The sequence below is a fragment of the Sphaerisporangium sp. NPDC004334 genome, from assembly GCF_053602655.1.
This window is the reverse complement of the sequence record NZ_JBSGDZ010000007.1, coordinates 269,446-284,806: the sequence shown is the minus strand read 5'-3', so window position 1 is coordinate 284,806 and position 15,361 is coordinate 269,446. Positions and strand designations below refer to the sequence as shown.

General features: G+C 73.8%; 11 protein-coding genes. 6 read left to right on the top strand and 5 right to left on the bottom strand.

All coding sequences use genetic code 11. The features are described 5' to 3' along the window. Positions 1–62: 62 nt before the first annotated feature. Entirely contained in the window at positions 63–1,160 is a 1,098-nt protein-coding gene (locus ACWEN6_RS11285) for an NADH:flavin oxidoreductase/NADH oxidase (RefSeq protein WP_452570081.1), read from the bottom strand. A gap of 139 nt (positions 1,161–1,299) precedes the next feature. On the opposite strand from ACWEN6_RS11285, the gene ACWEN6_RS11280 reads away from it, so the two are divergent. The 6 genes from ACWEN6_RS11280 (at position 1,300) to ACWEN6_RS11255 (ending at position 7,081) form a co-directional block, all read left to right on the top strand. Continuing rightward, positions 1,300–1,656, top strand: coding sequence for an ArsR/SmtB family transcription factor (locus ACWEN6_RS11280; protein WP_452570080.1), 357 nt, complete (start codon positions 1,300–1,302; stop codon positions 1,654–1,656). A gap of 202 nt (positions 1,657–1,858) precedes the next feature. Then, positions 1,859–2,728, top strand: a complete 870-nt coding sequence (locus ACWEN6_RS11275; RefSeq protein ID WP_452570079.1) for a MurR/RpiR family transcriptional regulator — start codon at positions 1,859–1,861, stop codon at positions 2,726–2,728. Between the two features lie 5 nt (positions 2,729–2,733). Further along, positions 2,734–3,486: a sugar isomerase domain-containing protein gene (locus ACWEN6_RS11270; RefSeq protein WP_452570078.1), complete on the top strand. Its 753-nt coding sequence runs from the start codon at positions 2,734–2,736 to the stop codon at positions 3,484–3,486. Positions 3,487–3,638: 152 nt separating this feature from the next. Next, positions 3,639–5,066, top strand: a complete 1,428-nt coding sequence (gene ngcE / locus ACWEN6_RS11265; protein WP_452570077.1) for an N-acetylglucosamine/diacetylchitobiose ABC transporter substrate-binding protein — start codon at positions 3,639–3,641, stop codon at positions 5,064–5,066. A gap of 109 nt (positions 5,067–5,175) precedes the next feature. After that, positions 5,176–6,144: a carbohydrate ABC transporter permease gene (locus ACWEN6_RS11260; protein WP_452570076.1), complete on the top strand. Its 969-nt coding sequence runs from the start codon at positions 5,176–5,178 to the stop codon at positions 6,142–6,144. A 16-nt stretch (positions 6,145–6,160) separates the two neighbouring features. Next, positions 6,161–7,081 carry a carbohydrate ABC transporter permease gene (locus tag ACWEN6_RS11255; protein ID WP_354835527.1) on the top strand — a complete coding sequence of 307 codons (921 nt, stop codon included), beginning with the start codon at positions 6,161–6,163 and terminating at the stop codon, positions 7,079–7,081. Between the two features lie 85 nt (positions 7,082–7,166). Here ACWEN6_RS11255 and ACWEN6_RS11250 read toward each other — a convergent pair whose 3' ends face one another. From ACWEN6_RS11250 to ACWEN6_RS11235, 4 genes are all read right to left on the bottom strand, one after another. Further along, on the bottom strand, positions 7,167–7,448 hold the full coding sequence (locus ACWEN6_RS11250; protein WP_452570075.1) for a WhiB family transcriptional regulator: 282 nt from the start codon (positions 7,446–7,448) through the stop codon (positions 7,167–7,169). Positions 7,449–7,541: 93 nt separating this feature from the next. After that, on the bottom strand, positions 7,542–12,239 hold the full coding sequence (locus tag ACWEN6_RS11245) for an SbcC/MukB-like Walker B domain-containing protein (RefSeq protein WP_452570074.1): 4,698 nt from the start codon (positions 12,237–12,239) through the stop codon (positions 7,542–7,544). Beyond that, complete coding sequence (locus ACWEN6_RS11240; protein WP_452570073.1) at positions 12,236–13,636, bottom strand: DUF2398 family protein; 1,401 nt, start codon at positions 13,634–13,636, stop codon at positions 12,236–12,238. Before ACWEN6_RS11240 ends, ACWEN6_RS11245 begins: the two co-directional genes overlap by 4 nt. Further along, the gene (locus tag ACWEN6_RS11235; protein ID WP_452570072.1) at positions 13,633–15,183 is read right to left on the bottom strand and encodes a TIGR02677 family protein; all 1,551 of its coding nucleotides are present in this window, start codon (positions 15,181–15,183) and stop codon (positions 13,633–13,635) included. Before ACWEN6_RS11235 ends, ACWEN6_RS11240 begins: the two co-directional genes overlap by 4 nt. Between the last annotated feature and the right edge of the window lie 178 nt (positions 15,184–15,361).

The following is a 15,361-nucleotide window of genomic DNA, read 5'->3' as shown; positions in this document are numbered from 1 at the left end:
GGTCCCTTCGCCCTGGTACGGCCCGCCACGTCGATCCTCGCACTGGTCGAGGACTCGATCGGTCACACGGCCCGGTCGTACTGGTGCGGCCAGCGGGGTCCGGCGCCGAGCTCGCGGGCGGCGCGGTTCGGCCAGTACGGGTCGCGCAGCAGCTCGCGGCCGAGCAGGACGGCGTCGGCCTGCCCCGAGGCGACGATCTCCTCGGCCTGCCGCGGCTCGGTGATCAGGCCGACCGCGGCGGCGGGCAGGTCGGTCTCGGCCTTCACCCGGGCGGCGAACGGCACCTGGTAGCCGGGGCCGAGCGGGATACGCGCGTCCGCCGCGTTGCCGCCGGAGGAGGCGTCCAGCAGGTCGACGCCGTGGGCCAGCAGCTCCTTGGCCAGCAGCACGGTGTCTTCGGCGGTCCAGCCCTGACGAGGCTCCTCGGCGTTCTCGGTGAGCCAGTCGGTCGCCGAGACGCGGAACAGGACGGGCAGGTCGTCGGGCCAGACGGCGCGCACGGCGTCGACGACCTCCAGGGCGAGGCGGACGCGGTTGCCGTGGGAGCCGCCGTAGGCGTCGGTGCGGTGGTTGCTGTGCGGCGAGAGGAACTCGTTGATTAGGTATCCGTGGGCGCCGTGCACCTCGACCACCTGGAACCCGGCGGCGAGCGCCCGGCGCGCGGCCTGCGCGAAGGCCTCGACGACGCGCCCGATCTCCGCGACGCTCAGCTCGGCGGGCTCGGGGTGCCCGCCGGCGAACGGGATCGGGCTGGGCGCGACCGGCCGCCAGCCCCCGTCCTGCGGCCCGACCGGGCGGCCCCCGCGCCAGGGCCGGTCGGTGGACGCCTTGCGCCCCGCGTGGGCGAGCTGGATGCCGGGCACGGCGCCGTGCTCGCGCAGGAAGCCGGTGACGCGGGTGAACGCCTGCTGCTGCCGGTCGTTCCACAGGCCGAGGTCGTAGGGGCTGATGCGGCCCTCCGGCGTCACGGCGGTGGCCTCGGTGATGATCAGACCGGCCCCGCCGACGGCCCTGGCCCCCTGGTGGGCGAGGTGCCAGTCGGTGGGCGCCCCCCGGTCGGGGCCGTCGGAGGCCGCGCTGTACTGGCACATCGGGGACATCCAGACCCGGTTGGGGATGGTGAGGTTCCGCAGGGTCAGCGGCTCGAACAACGCGCTCACGTCTTCGCTCCTTGAGGTCAGGGCCGGAGTTCCGTCCCGTGTGCCGGGCGGCAGCTTGTACGATACATGACGTACTACGGTAAGTGTCAAACTACGGCGACCGTCGTACAATGGGTCACTGATCGAAGGAGGGAACACCGTGACGTCGACGTCCGCCAGAGAGCTGGAGCATCCTCAGTGCGGGGAGATCCGGCTGGAGGCGGTGCTGCACGCGCTCTCCGACCCCATGCGCCTGCAGATCGTGCGCTACCTGGCCACGCTCGGCCGTGACGGCGAGGCGCCGTGCTCGGCCATCGACCTGGTGGTCACCAAGTCCACCTCCACCCACCACTTCCGCGTCCTGCGCGAGGCCGGGGTGATCTGTCAGATCTACCGGGGCACGGCGAAGATGAACCGGCTCCGCCGCGAGGACCTCGACGAGCTGTTCCCCGGCCTGCTCGGCACCATCCTCGACGCCGACGCCGCCCAGTGCCGCCGCCTCGGCGACGGCCACTGACGGAGCGGGCACGCGCGAGGGTGCGCGCGACGGCCCGGCCGCACGGGCGACGGCGCGGACGTGGACGCCGCCACGGGCGCGGCGCCCCGCGCGGGCGGGCGCAAGAGGGGCGAGCCGAACTTGTGATGAAACCGTCCTTGCTAATCACGCCCGCCGTGGGCAATTATTTTCATCCGATCACTCATCGGTGAAAGGAACGGCCGTGACCGGAGGTGCGCTGGGCCGGATCCAGACGGAACTGCCTGGACTGCCCGAGGCCCTCCGGCGTGTCGGTGAGGCGATCATGGAGGATCCTGCCCTGGCTGCGCGCTCGACGATCACCGCGCTGGCCGGCCGCAGCGGCAGCTCCCCGGCGACGGTGACCCGGTTCTGCCGCCTGTTCGGCTTCGCCGGGTACGCCGGGCTGCGGGTGGCGCTCGCGACCGAGACCGGCCGCGCCGCCCAGGCGCACTGGGGCGCGGGGGTCGGCCGGGAGATCGGCCCCGCCGACGCCCTGGAGTCGGTGGTGGAGGTGGTGGCCGCGGCCGACACCCGCCTCATCCAGGAGACCGCGGCCCAGCTCGACCTGGCCGTGGTCGGCAAGGTCGCCGACGCCGTGCTGGCCGCCGGCCGGGTGCTGCTGTTCGGCGTGTCGGCCAGCGGCGCCGTGGCCGGCATGCTGGAGGGCCGCCTGCGCCGCATCCGGGTGCCCTGCTGGAGCTTCACCGACCCGCACGACGCGCTCGCCGACGCGGCGCTGCTCGGCCGGGGCGACGTCGCCATCGGCATCTCCCACCGGGGCCGCACCCGCGAGGTGCTGGAATCCCTCGCCGAGGCCGCCAAGCACGGCGCGACCACCGTGGCGGTGACCTCCTTCGCCCGCTCGCCGCTGGCCGAGGCCGCCGACCTGGTGCTGACCACCGCCAGCCGGGCGACGACGTTCCGCCCCGGCGGCCTGGCCGCCGTCCACTCGCAGCTGCTCGTCCTCGACGTGGTGTACGTCGCGGTCGCCCAGCGCACCTTCGAGCGCGCCGACCAGGCGTTCGAGCTGACGATCAGGGCCGTCGAAGGCCACCGCGTGGAGAGGAGCTGAGAGAATTGGACATCAGTGCCGCCGCCTACGTCCAGAAGGTCGAGACGCTGGTGCGCGAGGTCGCCGCCGGCCAAGAGCAGGCCGTGCGCGACGCCGCGACGCTGCTGTGCGCCTGCCTGCGCGGCGACGGGGTGATCCAGGCGTTCGGCTCCGGCCACTCCGAGGCGATCGCGATGGAGATCGCCGGGCGGGCCGGCGGGCTCGTGCCCACCAACCGGCTGGCCCTGCGCGACCTGGTGCTGTACGGCGGGGAGCCGCCCGGCCTGCTCGGCTCGCCGGAGCTCGAACGCGACCCCTCGATCGCCCGGCGCATCTACGAGCTGGCGCCGGTGCGGCCGCAGGACGCCTTCGTCATGATCTCCAGCTCGGGGGTGAACGGCTCGGTGGTGGAACTGGCCTCGATCGTCAAGGAGCGCGGGCACAAGCTCGTCGCCCTGACCTCGGTGCGGCACAGCTCCGAGATGAAGTCCCGCCACCCCACCGGGCTCAAACTGCTCGACCTCGCCGACGTGGTGCTGGACAACGGCGCCCCGTACGGAGACGCCGTCATCCCGCTCCCGGGCGGCGGCACCTTCGGAGCGGTGTCGACGATCACCTCGGCCCTGCTCGCGCAGATGGTCGTCGCCGAGGTGGTCAGGGAACTGCTGGAGGCCGGCGAGGCGCCGCCGATCTACCGCTCGGCCAACGTCCTCGGCGGCGACGAGCACAACCGGGCACTGGAAGCCCGCTACGCCGGACGCATCCGCCGCGGCGGATGACCGCGCTGGGGCCGCGCGGTCCGCGAGGCCCAGGCGACCTTCCACCCGCACACGACCCGACCAGGTTCGACCAGAGAACCGCCCGGCGTGCCGGGGCCCGCCTCACGGGCCCCGGGACGGCGGTCCGGGACTCCCGCCCCCCAGGAGGACTGATGGCGCAAAACCCTGTCACCCGGCGCGAGCTGCTGCGCAGCGCCGCCCTCGCGGGACTGCTGATCCCGGCCGCCGGCACGCTGTCGTCGTGCGCGACCCCGGCGGGCGGCGGCGGCCCCTCCGGCCCGGCGCCCCAGGCCACCGGGCCCACCAGCGCGGCCAACCCGCTCGGACTCGCCGAGGACAAGCCCTTCGAGGTGGTGATCTTCGACGGCGGGTACGGCGACGCCTACGCCAGGACCATCCACGAGCCGCTCTTCAAGACCAAGCACCCCAAGGTCGAGATCAAGCACACCGCGACCAAGGAGATCGCCAAGACCCTGCAGCCGAGGTTCGCCGGCGGCAACCCGCCGGAGTTCGTCAACAACTCCGGCGACAACTCGATGGACTTCGGCGCCCTGGCCCAGGACGGGCAGTTGCAGGACCTCTCCCCCCTGCTCGACGCCCCGAGCTGGGACGATCCGAACGTCAAGGTGCGCGACACCATTCTGCCCTCGGCCATCGAGCTCGGCACCTACGACGGCAAGTACTGCGTCCTCGAGTACGCCAACACGGTGTGGGGCATCTGGTACTCCAAGAAGCTGTTCGACGACAACGGCTGGCAGGTGCCCAAGACCTGGGAGGAGTTCACCGCGCTCTGCGAGCAGATCAAGAAGTCCGGCAAGTGCGCGCCGTTCACCTACGCCGGCAAGCACCCGTTCTACATCTACGAGACCATCCTCACCCTCGCCGCCAAGATCGGCGGCGTCGAGGTGCTGAAGAACATCGACAACCTGGCCGACGGGGCGTGGAAGGCCGAGCCGGTCGCCAAGGCCGCGGGCGCCTTCGCCGAGATCGGCGCCAAGTACCTGCTGCAGGGCACCGAGGGCCTGGACCACATCCAGACCCAGACCGCGCACAACAAGTACCAGGTGGCCATGCTGCCCTGCGGGTCGTGGCTGGAGAACGAGCAGAAGGACTCCACGCCGGCGGACTTCCACTACGCGATGTTCCCGCTCCCGTCCTTCTCCGCCTCCGACGCCCTGCCCTACGGCACGGTGCACTCCCGGCCGGGCGAGGAGTACTTCGTGGCCGCCAGGTCGGCCAACCCCCGCGCGGGCATGGAGTACATGCGTGCCATGCTGTCCAAAGAGGGGGCCGGCAAGTTCAGCGAGCTGCTCAGCACGCTGACCGTGGTCAAGGGCGCCTCACAGGGCCGCAAGCTGACGCCGGGTCTGGAAGCCGCGGCGACGGCGCTGCAGAACGCCGGCGCCAACACCACCTACTTCCGCTTCCGCCAGTGGTACCAGCCGCTGCACGACGAGGTGGCCGCCGCCACCGGCCAGCTCATGGCGGGCCGGCTGAAGGTCGGCGAGTGGGCCGACCGGTGCCAGAACAAGGCCGACGAGATCAAGGGCGACTCCTCGGTGAAGAAGTTCACCCGCTGAGATCATGGGCGGGAGGGGCCGCGGCCCCTCCCCCGTCCCGCGCGTCCGCCGGGCACGCCAGGCCGCCCCGCGGGCGGGGCCGCCGTCCGCCGTCATCGACAGAAAGCAGATGTCCCATGTCCAGCTCGGCCCCCAACCGGCGCCCGGACGGTTCGCCGTGATCCGCAAGGCCGGCCTCCTCCGGGCGCGGTTCATCGCGGGCTTCCTGGTGCTCCCGGTGGCGCTGTACGTGACCTACGTGATCGCGCCCTACGCGCAGGCGTTCTACATCGCGATGACCGACTGGCGCGGGGTGAGCGCCAGCCCGCGGTTCATCGGGCTGGAGAACTTCCGCCGGCTGTTCGCCGACTCGGTGTTCTGGACCGCCGTCGGCCACAACGCGCTGCTGCTGGTGCTGCTGCCGCTGCTGACCATCGTCATCGCCCTGTTCTTCGCCTTCCTGCTCAACGCGGGCGGGGAGTCCGGCGGCGGGCACGGCGGGGTGTCCGGCGCCCGCTTCTACCGCGTGGTGTTCTTCTTCCCCCAGGTGCTGGCGGTCGCGATCGTCGCGGTGCTGTTCCAGCAGGTGTTCCGGCCGGACAGGAGCGGCATGCTGAACGCCCCCCTGATGGCGCTCGGGCTGGACCCGGTCGGCTTCCTGTCCAACCCGGACGTGGCGTTCTGGTCGATACTCGGCGTGCTGGTCTGGCAGGCGGTCGGGTTCTACGTGGTGCTGTTCTCCGCGGGCATGGCCTCCATACCCCGTGAGATGTACGAGGCCGCGCGCATCGACGGCGCCGGCCGCGCCCAGCTGTTCTTCCAGGTCACCATGCCGCTGCTGTGGGACACCGTCCAGGTGGGGCTGGTCTACCTCGGCATCGCCGCGCTGGACGTCTTCGCCATCGTGTGGGTGATGACCGCCGAGCACGGCGGCCCCGACCACTCCACGACCGTGATGGCCGCCGAGATCTACCGCAACGCCTTCCAGTACTTCAGGTTCGGCTACGCCTCGGCCCTGGGCGTGGTGCTGTTCTTCTTCACGGTCGCCTTCGCGGCACTGACCCTGCGCCTGTCGCGGCGCGAGCGCATCGAGTTCTAGAGGGAGGCCTGGCGACATGGTTTCGCAGGCAGGCAAGGTGACGCTCGGCCGGAGCGCGTCGCGGGAGCGGCGCAGGGCTCGCCTCGGGCCGCTGTCAGGGCTGTCCCACCTGGCGCTGATCGTGTGGACGGTCCTGGTGGCGGTGCCGATCCTGTGGACGTTCCTGGCCTCGGTCAAGAGCGAGGACGAGATCTTCGGCAGCGCGTGGTCGCTGCCCGCGGCGCTGCGCTGGGACAACTGGGCCCGCGCGTGGGACACCGCCCACATCGGCCGTTACATGATCAACAGCGTCATCGTCGTCGGGTTCGGCACGTTCGGCACCATGCTGCTGGGGTCGATGGCGGCCTACGTGCTGGCGCGCTACCGGTTCCGCGGCAACCGGGCGATCTACCTGCTGTTCGTCTCGGGGCTGGCCTTCCCCGTCTACCTGGCGCTGACCCCGCTGTTCTTCGTGGTGCAGAACATGGGCGCCGTGCCGGTGATCGGCCGGTTCATCGGCCTGGACACCCACGGCGGGCTGGTGCTGGTGTACATCGCCTACTCGCTGCCCTTCACCGTCTTCTTCCTGTCGGCGTTCTTCCGCACGCTGCCCGAGGCGGTCGCCGAGGCGGCGTTCGTGGACGGCGCCTCCCACAGCAGGGTGTTCTTCCAGATCATGCTTCCCATGGCCCGGCCGGGCATCGTCAGCATCACGATCTTCAACGTCCTCGGGCAGTGGAACCAGTACCAGATCCCCCTGGTGCTGCTCAGCGGCCAGGCCAAGGACAAGTGGGTGCTCACTCAGGGCATCGCCGACATCTCCACCTCGGCAGGGTACGACGCCGACTGGTCGGCGCTGTTCGCCGCGCTCAGCATGGCGATCCTGCCGATGTTGATCGTCTACACGGTCTTCCAGCGCCAGATCCAGGCCGGCCTCACCGCGGGCGCGCTGAAATGACCCCGCCCCGCGGGTGCGGCCGCACCCGCCGCCGGCCCCGGCATGACGCGAAGGCCGGGCCCGGCCCGGCCGTCCGGGCACGGCGCTAACCGGTGCGCACGAACTTGTCGCGGCTCCTGGCCAGGCTGGCCCGGCGCTCGTCGGGGTCGGTCCCTCCCCAAATGCCGTGTTCCTGGCCGGTCCGCACCGCGTAGTCCAGGCACGCGTTCCGCACCGGGCAGCGGCGGCACACGGCCTTCGCCCGTTCGTGCTGGGCGTAACCGGGACCCTTCGCCGAGATCGGGAAGAACAGCTCGGGGTCCTCACCGCGGCAGGCGGCACGGCGCAGCCACGAAACGGCCGGTATGAGGGTGTCCTGGATGACCATAGCTATCCCATGAGAGTGAGTGGCGTTATGCGGTCTCTGCCGAGGGTTCGCGTGCCCGCTCTGGTGGGGTTGACACATCTTTGTGGAATTAATTTAAGGAGTCCGTTTTTCCGGATTCGGTCCGTTTACCTCGGCCGGAACCGCTGAGCCCCACTCCTCCTCGTCCTCCTCGTCGGCGTACAGGGCCTCCTGGGCGGACCCAGGGGGCACGTGGCGGCGGGGGGTGAAGCCGAGCAGCTCCTCCACCAGCTCGTCGTTGCCGGCGTATCCCGCGTCGGCGTCGAACACCTGGGCGCCGTCCCACAGCGCGAGGATCGTCGAGACCGTGCGCAGCTCGCTGTCGTGCATCAGGTCGTAGTGGGCGATCATCGGGACGGTCGGGTAGGTGCACCACAGGTCGTGGCCGGTCATGAGCAGGTCCAGGCCGAAGCGCACGGTCAGGCCGAGCAGCTCGGGCTTGTAGTTGTCGTCGATGCCGGCGAACGCCTCGTCCAGCGCGATCACCCGCGGGCACGAGGCCCGCCCCGAGGAGTACAGCGCGTTGGCGGCGGCGAACAGGGGCAGGTGGATCGAGGCGGACTTCTCCCCGCCGGACATCTGCGAGTGCCTGGCCCGGGTCAGCCGCACCTCCGGCTCGCCGCGCCGGGCCATCAGCAGCTCGAAGGTGTACCAGGAGCGGTAGTCCAGCGCCGCGGCGAGCGCCTCCTTGTAGGTGGCCCGCGAGTGGCGGCCCCGGTGGTCCCTGATCATCCGCCGCAGGTGCCCGCGCAGCGTCGCGAGCCCCTGCCGTCCCAGGGCGTCGGCGTCGCGCACCAGCAGCCCCGCCACCGCGCGCTGCGCGTCGTCGATGCGGTCGGACTGCACCCAGCGGATGCCGATCGTCGTGCCCGAGGACATCGGCTTGGACCGGGTGTCGGCGTTCATGCCGCGCACCAGTTCCCTGGCGGCGGCGACGCGGGCGTGGATCTGCCGGGCCAGCCCCGTGAGCAGCTCGTCCTCGAGGACGGTGCGCTCGCGGTCCTCCAGCAGGACGCCCTGCTCGGCGGCGCGCTCGGCGACCCCGCGGGCGAAGGCCGCCACCGGAACCCGCCCGTCGGCGTCGATCACGTGGACGGTCAGCACCGCGCCGGGCTCCCAGTCGAGCCGGTAGTCCTCCTGGCACCGCTCCAGTGCCGCCTGGAAGTCGCGAAGCCCGTTGGAGACGCGATCGAGGGTGTTCTTCAGGGTGGCCTCGGTGACGGCGCGCCCTCCCCCGGTCGCCGCCTCGAAGGCGTCGATGATCGTCAGGGCGTCGGGAGGCAGGGTGGCGCGGACGCTCTCCAGCGGGCCGGGCGCGGGATCTTCGAGCATGAGGTCGGCGACGGACTTGGCGGCCTGCTCGGGCCCCCGGGGGTCGTTCTCCCTCGGCCACGGGGTGGTGTCGGCGACGCCGGCGAGCGGGCGCAGGTCGGCCTGGGTGTAGGGGACCAACTCGGCGACCTGCCCGGCCAGCGCCTCGAAGGCGCCGGTCAGCGACTCGCGGGCGTGTTCCAGCTCGGCCCCCGCCAGGACCTCGGCCTCGCGCTCCCTGGTGGCGGCGCGGTCGCGCTCGTCGCGGGCCGCGCGCGCCCGTTCGATCAGCCCTTCGGTCTCGGCGATGCGGCCGAGCACGTCGCGCAGGTCGGCGTCGAAGGTGCGCTCGAGCGTCTCCAGCCGCTCGGCCAGCACCGCGTGGGCGGCCTCCCGGGCGGCGAGCGCCGCGGCGGCCTCGGCGTGCTCACCGCCCAGCCGCTCGGCCGTCCGCTCGCGCTCGGCGAGGTCTCCCTGCGCGGTGGCGGCCTTGTCGCGCTCGGCGCGCAGCCCCTCGGCCGCGCGGGTGAGGTCGTCCAGGGCCTGCGCGACGGCGTCCACTTCGCGCGGGTCGCGCGGCATCGACAGCTCGGCGGCGGCCTGGCGGAGCCTGCGGCCGGCCGCGCCGACCTCGGCGACCATCCCGTCGAGCTCCCCGCCGGCCTGCTCCAGCCGCGCGCGGGCCACCGCCAGGCGGGTGGCCCGGTCGGCGAGGCCGCGCGCCGCCGCGACGACCGGCGCGGTGCCGGGCAGCTCCTTCCTGGCACGGCCGAAGCCGGCCACGAGCGCGGCGAGACGCTCGGACTCCTCCTCCAGCCCCGTCAGGGCGGCGGCACGCTCGGCGATGAGCCGGTCGTAGCCGGCCAGGCGGGACGCGCGGCGCGCCGCGCGGGCCGTGGCCCCGATGTACTCGGCCGCCGCCTTGGGCCGGCCGCCGAGGTGCGGCCCGAGGCCGTACCGGGCGTCGGTGCTGACCACCGGGAAGGCGCCGGCCAGGTCGTCGCCGAGGGCGATCGAGCGCAAGATGGCCTCGACGACCTCGGGGGGCACCATGTCCTGGTCTTCGGCGATCAGGACGGCGGCGAGCGTGCGGCCGCCGGGGCGGCGCTCCTCGGGGAGGGCCACCAGGTAGCGGCCCGACGCGCCGGCGGCCAGCTCGGCCATGGTCAGCGCGGGGTCGGGGTGAATCCACGCGGTGAGCAGCCCGGCGCCCTCCAGCGCGCCCTCGACACCGGCGGCGGCCCGCTCGTCCACCCCGTCGGCGAACCGCACCAGCCGCCACAACGGCGCCCCCGCCCGCTCCTCCCCGGCGGTCGCCGCCCCATCTACGGCGGCCCGTGGCTCGTCCCCAGCGGCCCGTGGCTCTTCCGCAGCGATCGCCCGCCGCTCACCGGCTGTCGCCCAGCCCTCCCCGGCGGTCGCCTGCCGATCTCCTGATCGGCCCCGGCCGGCGGGACGCCCCTGGCCTTCTCCGCCTCCGCGGTCGCCGGAGTGCCCCGCCTCGCCGGGCGGGGCGTCGTCGCGTTCGGCCGCGACGGCGTCGCGTTCGGCGCGCAGGTCGCGCAGCAGGGCGCTCACGCGGGCGTGCTCGGCCCGCACCCGCGCCCTGGCCTCGATCACCTCGGCGCGGCGCTCCTCGGTCAGCTCGCCGAACGCCTCGGGCAGCCGGGGCGCGCCCGGCTCGCCGGCCGCGGCCAGCGTCTGTTCCAGCACGGCGAGGTCCGCCGGGGTCGCCACGGCCCACCCTTCAGGCGGCTCGGACGCCCCGAACGCGGCGAAGCCGACGGGGTCAGGCACGGCGGAGGCGGGGGGCGCGGCACCGTCAAGCGTGGCGGAGGCGGCGGGCTGGGCGGAGGCGGCGGGGCCGGTTGCGGGGGTGCTGGGGGCGGGGGTGCTGGGGGCGGGGGTGCTGGGGGCGGGGGTGCTGGGGGCGGGGGCGGTTGCGGGGGCGCTGGCGGCGGCGGGGTTGGTGGTGATCCACTGTGCCGCCCAGTGGGACAAGGCGGCGGAGGCCGTCGTGCGGGCCTCCTCCAGCGTCTCCTGAGCCGACGCCAGAGCCCCCTGCTCAACGGTCACGGCCTGGTCGGCGTCCTGGACCGACCGCTCGGCGCGACTGCGCCGGGCCTCGGCGGCCTCCAGGGCGGCCAGGTGGCCGCGCACGGTCTCCACGTCGCCGCGCCGTGCGGCGGCGCGGGCCCTGGCCATGGCCAGGCCCTCCTCGGGCGCAGCCTCGGCGATCTCGGCGCCGCCCGCGACCCCGGCCCGTGCGGCGGCCTCGACCAGCTCGTTCAGGTGGCGGTCGGCATCGGCCCGCGCGCCGGCGAGCCGCCCGGCGACCTTCGCGGCCTCGGCGCCGAGCCTGGCGACGTGCTCGCGGGCCTGGTCCAGGCGCCGCCGCTCGGCGTCGATGCCCGCGCTCTCGCCCGCGACCTGCCGGCGCAGCCCGTCGAGCTCTCCCCTGGCCTGGTAGGCATCGTGCTGCTTGAGCGCCGACAGCCGGCCGTCGTAGCGGTCGACCTCGGCCTGCGCGGCCTCGCGACCGGCGGTGGCCTCCTGCCGTGCGGCGCGGGCGCGGCGCAGCTCGGCCGCGGCCTGGGCGACCCGGGCGGCGACGCCGGCCGCGCCCTCGACGCGCTCGCCGACGCGGTCGAGCCGGTGGCGGATGTGGGCGCGCAGGTAGGCGGTGTAGTGGTCCAGGAACTCCTTGACCGCCCCGTCGGCGAGGGTCAGGTCGTCGAACAGGCGCTGCACGGCGGCGAGGTTCTCGAAGTCGCGGGCCGCCTGGTCGACCAGCGCCGGGTCGATGGGGCTGAGGCCGGCGCTGAGGGTGTCGGAGACCTTCACCGGGTCGAGGTCTTTCGCCAGCAGCGGGCGGCGCAGCGCCAGCAGCAGGTCCAGAAGCTGGGCGTAGCGTTCTCTGCCGAGCCCGAACAGGCGGGCGTCCACGGCCGCGCGGTACTCGGTGGCCGTCCGGTAGCGCGCCCCCGGCTCCAGGGACGCCCTGAGCTGCTTCTCGGTGAGCGGCCGGGAGTCGGCCGACAGCAGCCCGAAGTCGACGCCGACCCGCCTGCCGGTCACGAAGAACGAGGAGGCGACGCCGTCGCGGTGGCGGTGGGCCCGCAGGCCGATGACCAGCGTCACGGCCTGCGCGCCCTCGTCCCCCGCGCCGTCGTCGCGGGTGAACTCCATCCACACGTAGCCGTACTCGGCCTCCTGGCCGCGGTAGAGCAGGTTGGACTTCATCGTGCGGTTCTCGCCGCTGAACGGGTCAAGGCGCCGGGCGTCGCTCACCCCGTCCAGGATGAAGGGGAACAGCACCTCAAGGGCCTTGGTCTTGCCCGACCCGTTGTGCCCGCGCAGCACCAGACGCCCGTCGGCGAAGACGAACTCCTCGTCGATGTAGTCCCAGATGTTGATCACACCGGCGCGGGACGGTTTGAATCGGCCGAGAGCGGGTGTCATGAAGAGGGTTCCTCCACGGGAGACGTCGGCGGTTCCAGGTCGAGCCGGCCCTGCTCGGCGTGCTTGTCGGGCAACGCCAGTGTGATGTTGCGGTAGCGGGCGAACGCCGGGAGCAGCAGCACCCCGCCGGGATGGCGCCGCACCAGGCGCAGTTCGGCCAGCAGCGTCACCGCGGCCTCCAGCAGCCCCTCGGGGTCGTGCTGCCAGGCGGCCGAGAACGACGCCGCGCCCAGCTCGTCGTACAGTTCGTGGATCATGCCCGCCAGCCTGGCCCGCTCGACCAGTGCCACCGGGGCCGGCGGTGCGCCGGTCGCGGCGGGCGCGCGGGCGACGGCGGGCGGCGTCCAGGCCAGCGCCTCCACCACCCCGGCGCGTGGCAGCGCGGCGTCGACGCGCGCGAGCAGCTCGCGCTGGTCGGCGGCCCGCGCGGGCGGCTCGGCGAAGTGCAGCGCCGCCCGCTCGGCGGGATCCTCCAGCAGGTCGGCCATCTTGGCCAGCAGCAGGCCCGCCGCCCTGTTCACCGCCCCTCCCCTGCCCGGGAAGGGCTTGTCGGTGAAGCGGCCGCCGGGGTCTGCCAGCATGACGCCCTCGGCGCGCCGCTCCACGACCAGCCCGGTGAGCCGGGCGAGATCGGCGGCCAGGGCGGGGCGGCGCAGTTCCTCGGCGACCTCCGGCTCCAGCTCGCCGAAGTAGACGACCGGGTGCTCGACCAGGGCGCGGCGGGCCCGGCGGGCCGCCTCGCCGGGACGCGCGCCGCCGTCCGCGCCCTCCAGCAGGCCGGCGGCGCTGGTGAGGTGCTGTACCGGGCGAGCGGGCTTGAACAGCACCGCGCAGACGTCGTGGTCGATGTCGAACAGGGCGTCTCCCCGTTCGGTGTCGTGCGCCCAGGAGTCCAGCGAGCCGTCCGAGATGCGCAGGGCGCCCCGCTCGACCAGCCAGTCGAGGCAGTCGACCACCGCGGCCTTGTGCGCGCCGAGCGTCGGGTCGAAGCCGAGCCCCTCGATGGCGCCGGCGGCCGGGGCGAAGGCCCGCACCAGGTCGGCCAGGCTGATCTCGACGCGCGACCGCTGGAACAGGGCGAGCACCAGGCACAGGTAGGCCAGGCGGCGGCGGTCGAACGGCTTGCCCTTCTTGGCGAACAGGTGGCGCTGGGTGTCGTCTAGGACGTCCAGGCGGCGCACCACGCGCACCTGGCGGGTGGTCGCGACCACGGTGTAGCCGAGCAGCTCGCGCAGATCGCGGGTGAGCTGGTCGGCCCACGGCAGGACCTGCTCCAGCGCGCCGGGGCGCGGGCGGGAGCCGGTGATCAGGTCGTTGGTGAGGGTGAGCCGCACGGCGTGCTGGTAGGACCCGAGGTCGCCGGGTGCGACGCCGGCCGCGGCGCCGCGGGCGCTCATCGCAGCGCTCCCCTCGCGTGCGCGGCGGGGGCCAGTTCGAGCCGCAGGCCCGGGAGATGCAGGACGCCGTGCGGGGTGCGCACCGAGCTGCCCCGCGCCGCGGGGACCAGGCGGACGGTGAGCACCTCGTTGCCGCCGGAGGCGTCGCGCAGCCGGCCGGCGACGATGGTGCGGGCCTCCAGCGCGCGGGTGAGCAGGCGCAGGACGACCCGCGTCTCGGCCTCGTCCAGGACGCGGTCGTGCACGCCCGCCTCGATGAGCCCGCCGGCGGCCTCGCGCTCGGCGGCGCGGTGGGAGGCCTGGCGGCGGCGCAGCTCGCCGCGGATGCCGGCCCTTCCGCGCGCCGGCTGCGGGACGCCCGGCGCGGGAGCCTTGCCCTTGCGGAACAGCGGCACCGAGATCTCGACCCCGGGCGCGTCCCACCAGGTGGAGCGGACCGAGATGTCGTCGGCGTCCTCGTGGGCGCCGCCCAGGTGGCGGGCCGTGCGCGTGTTGAAGGCGGCGGCCATCAGGGCGTGGGCGGCGCCCTCGTCGGGGGCGTTGAACACCCATTCGGCCAGGTGGCGTAGCTGGGTCGACCGGTTGACCCCGCCGCGCTGAGCCTCGGCGATCTGGCGCAGCAGGGCGATGACGCCGGACACGCCCGTCCTGGTGGCGGCGCGCAGCTCGGCGGCGCGGGAGGCCTCGCCGCCGTCGGCGGCGAACCAGGCGCGCAGGACCGCCCAGCGCCGGCGCCAGTCCGAAAGGCGCTCGTCCTGGTGCAGGAAGGGACGCTCGTCGGCCGCGGCGGCCCGGGCCAGCATGGCGGCCACGCCCGTGCGCTCGACGTCGCGGACGGCCCGGTCGAGCCGGGGCAGGTAGCGGTCGAGCTCGGCCATGAAGTCGGTCATGTGCGTGAGCAGGGTGTTCTTGTGGCGCAGGAAGGTCTCGGGAGAGGCGTCGGTGGAGCGGGTGATCTCGCCGAGGGTGAGGTGGAAGCGCGCGGAGCGGCGGGCCATGTCCTCCATGACGCCGTCCAGGCGCGACAGCCGGCGCCAGATCTGCTCGCCGTGGCCGGCGCGGTTGGCCGCGGCCAGCGCCCGCAGGTCGTCCAGGATGTCGGAGAACACCAGGCGGGAGAGGTTGGCGTCCTGCGGCCGGGCCGCGAGCACCTCCTCGACGGCGGCGAAGGCCTGGTAGCCGAGCTCGCTGAACTGGTACACCGACTGGCGGTTGCGATAACGGACCAGGCTGCCCGCCCGTGAGGCGTCCTCCAGGCGGTGGACGACGCCGTCGTCGGCCAGGGCGTCCAGGCGGGCGCGGAGGTTCTCCTCGGCGGCCGGCACCTGGTCGTGCACGCGGCCCAGCTCGGCGAGCACGCGGGCGACGTCGTCGGGGTGGGCCTGCATCTGGTGGACGGCCCTCAGGGCGTCCATCGCGCGCAGCACCCACAGGTAGACCAGGTGGTCGTCGCGCCGGGTGAAGTTGAACAGGCGGAAGCGGTCGCTCACGGCGGCGGCGCTCAGCTCGGGCGCGCGCGGCCCGCCCGTGACGGCTCTGTCTGTCATCCCACTCCCCCGGCCGGACCGCGGGGCTCTCCGGCCGGAGGCCCGCGGCGGCGATCGCGTCGATCGCGGGGGAGCGGATCGTCCTCCCCCGGCTGTCTCACCCACCTGCCTGGCGACCCCGTGTGCGAACAAAGGATCGATACATGGATACACGAAGATCGGCTCTCGTGTGGCGGCC

Coding starts and splice junctions, on each gene's coding strand:
- ACWEN6_RS11260 (WP_452570076.1), top strand. CDS start 5,176: ATGTCCCATGTCCAGCTCGGCCCCCAACCGGCGCCCGGACGGTTCGCC.
- ACWEN6_RS11255 (WP_354835527.1), top strand. CDS start 6,161: ATGGTTTCGCAGGCAGGCAAGGTGACGCTCGGCCGGAGCGCGTCGCGG.
- ACWEN6_RS11240 (WP_452570073.1), bottom strand. CDS start 13,636: ATGAGCGCCCGCGGCGCCGCGGCCGGCGTCGCACCCGGCGACCTCGGG.
- ACWEN6_RS11235 (WP_452570072.1), bottom strand. CDS start 15,183: ATGACAGACAGAGCCGTCACGGGCGGGCCGCGCGCGCCCGAGCTGAGC.
- ACWEN6_RS11245 (WP_452570074.1), bottom strand. CDS start 12,239: ATGACACCCGCTCTCGGCCGATTCAAACCGTCCCGCGCCGGTGTGATC.
- ACWEN6_RS11250 (WP_452570075.1), bottom strand. CDS start 7,448: ATGGTCATCCAGGACACCCTCATACCGGCCGTTTCGTGGCTGCGCCGT.
- ngcE (WP_452570077.1), top strand. CDS start 3,639: ATGGCGCAAAACCCTGTCACCCGGCGCGAGCTGCTGCGCAGCGCCGCC.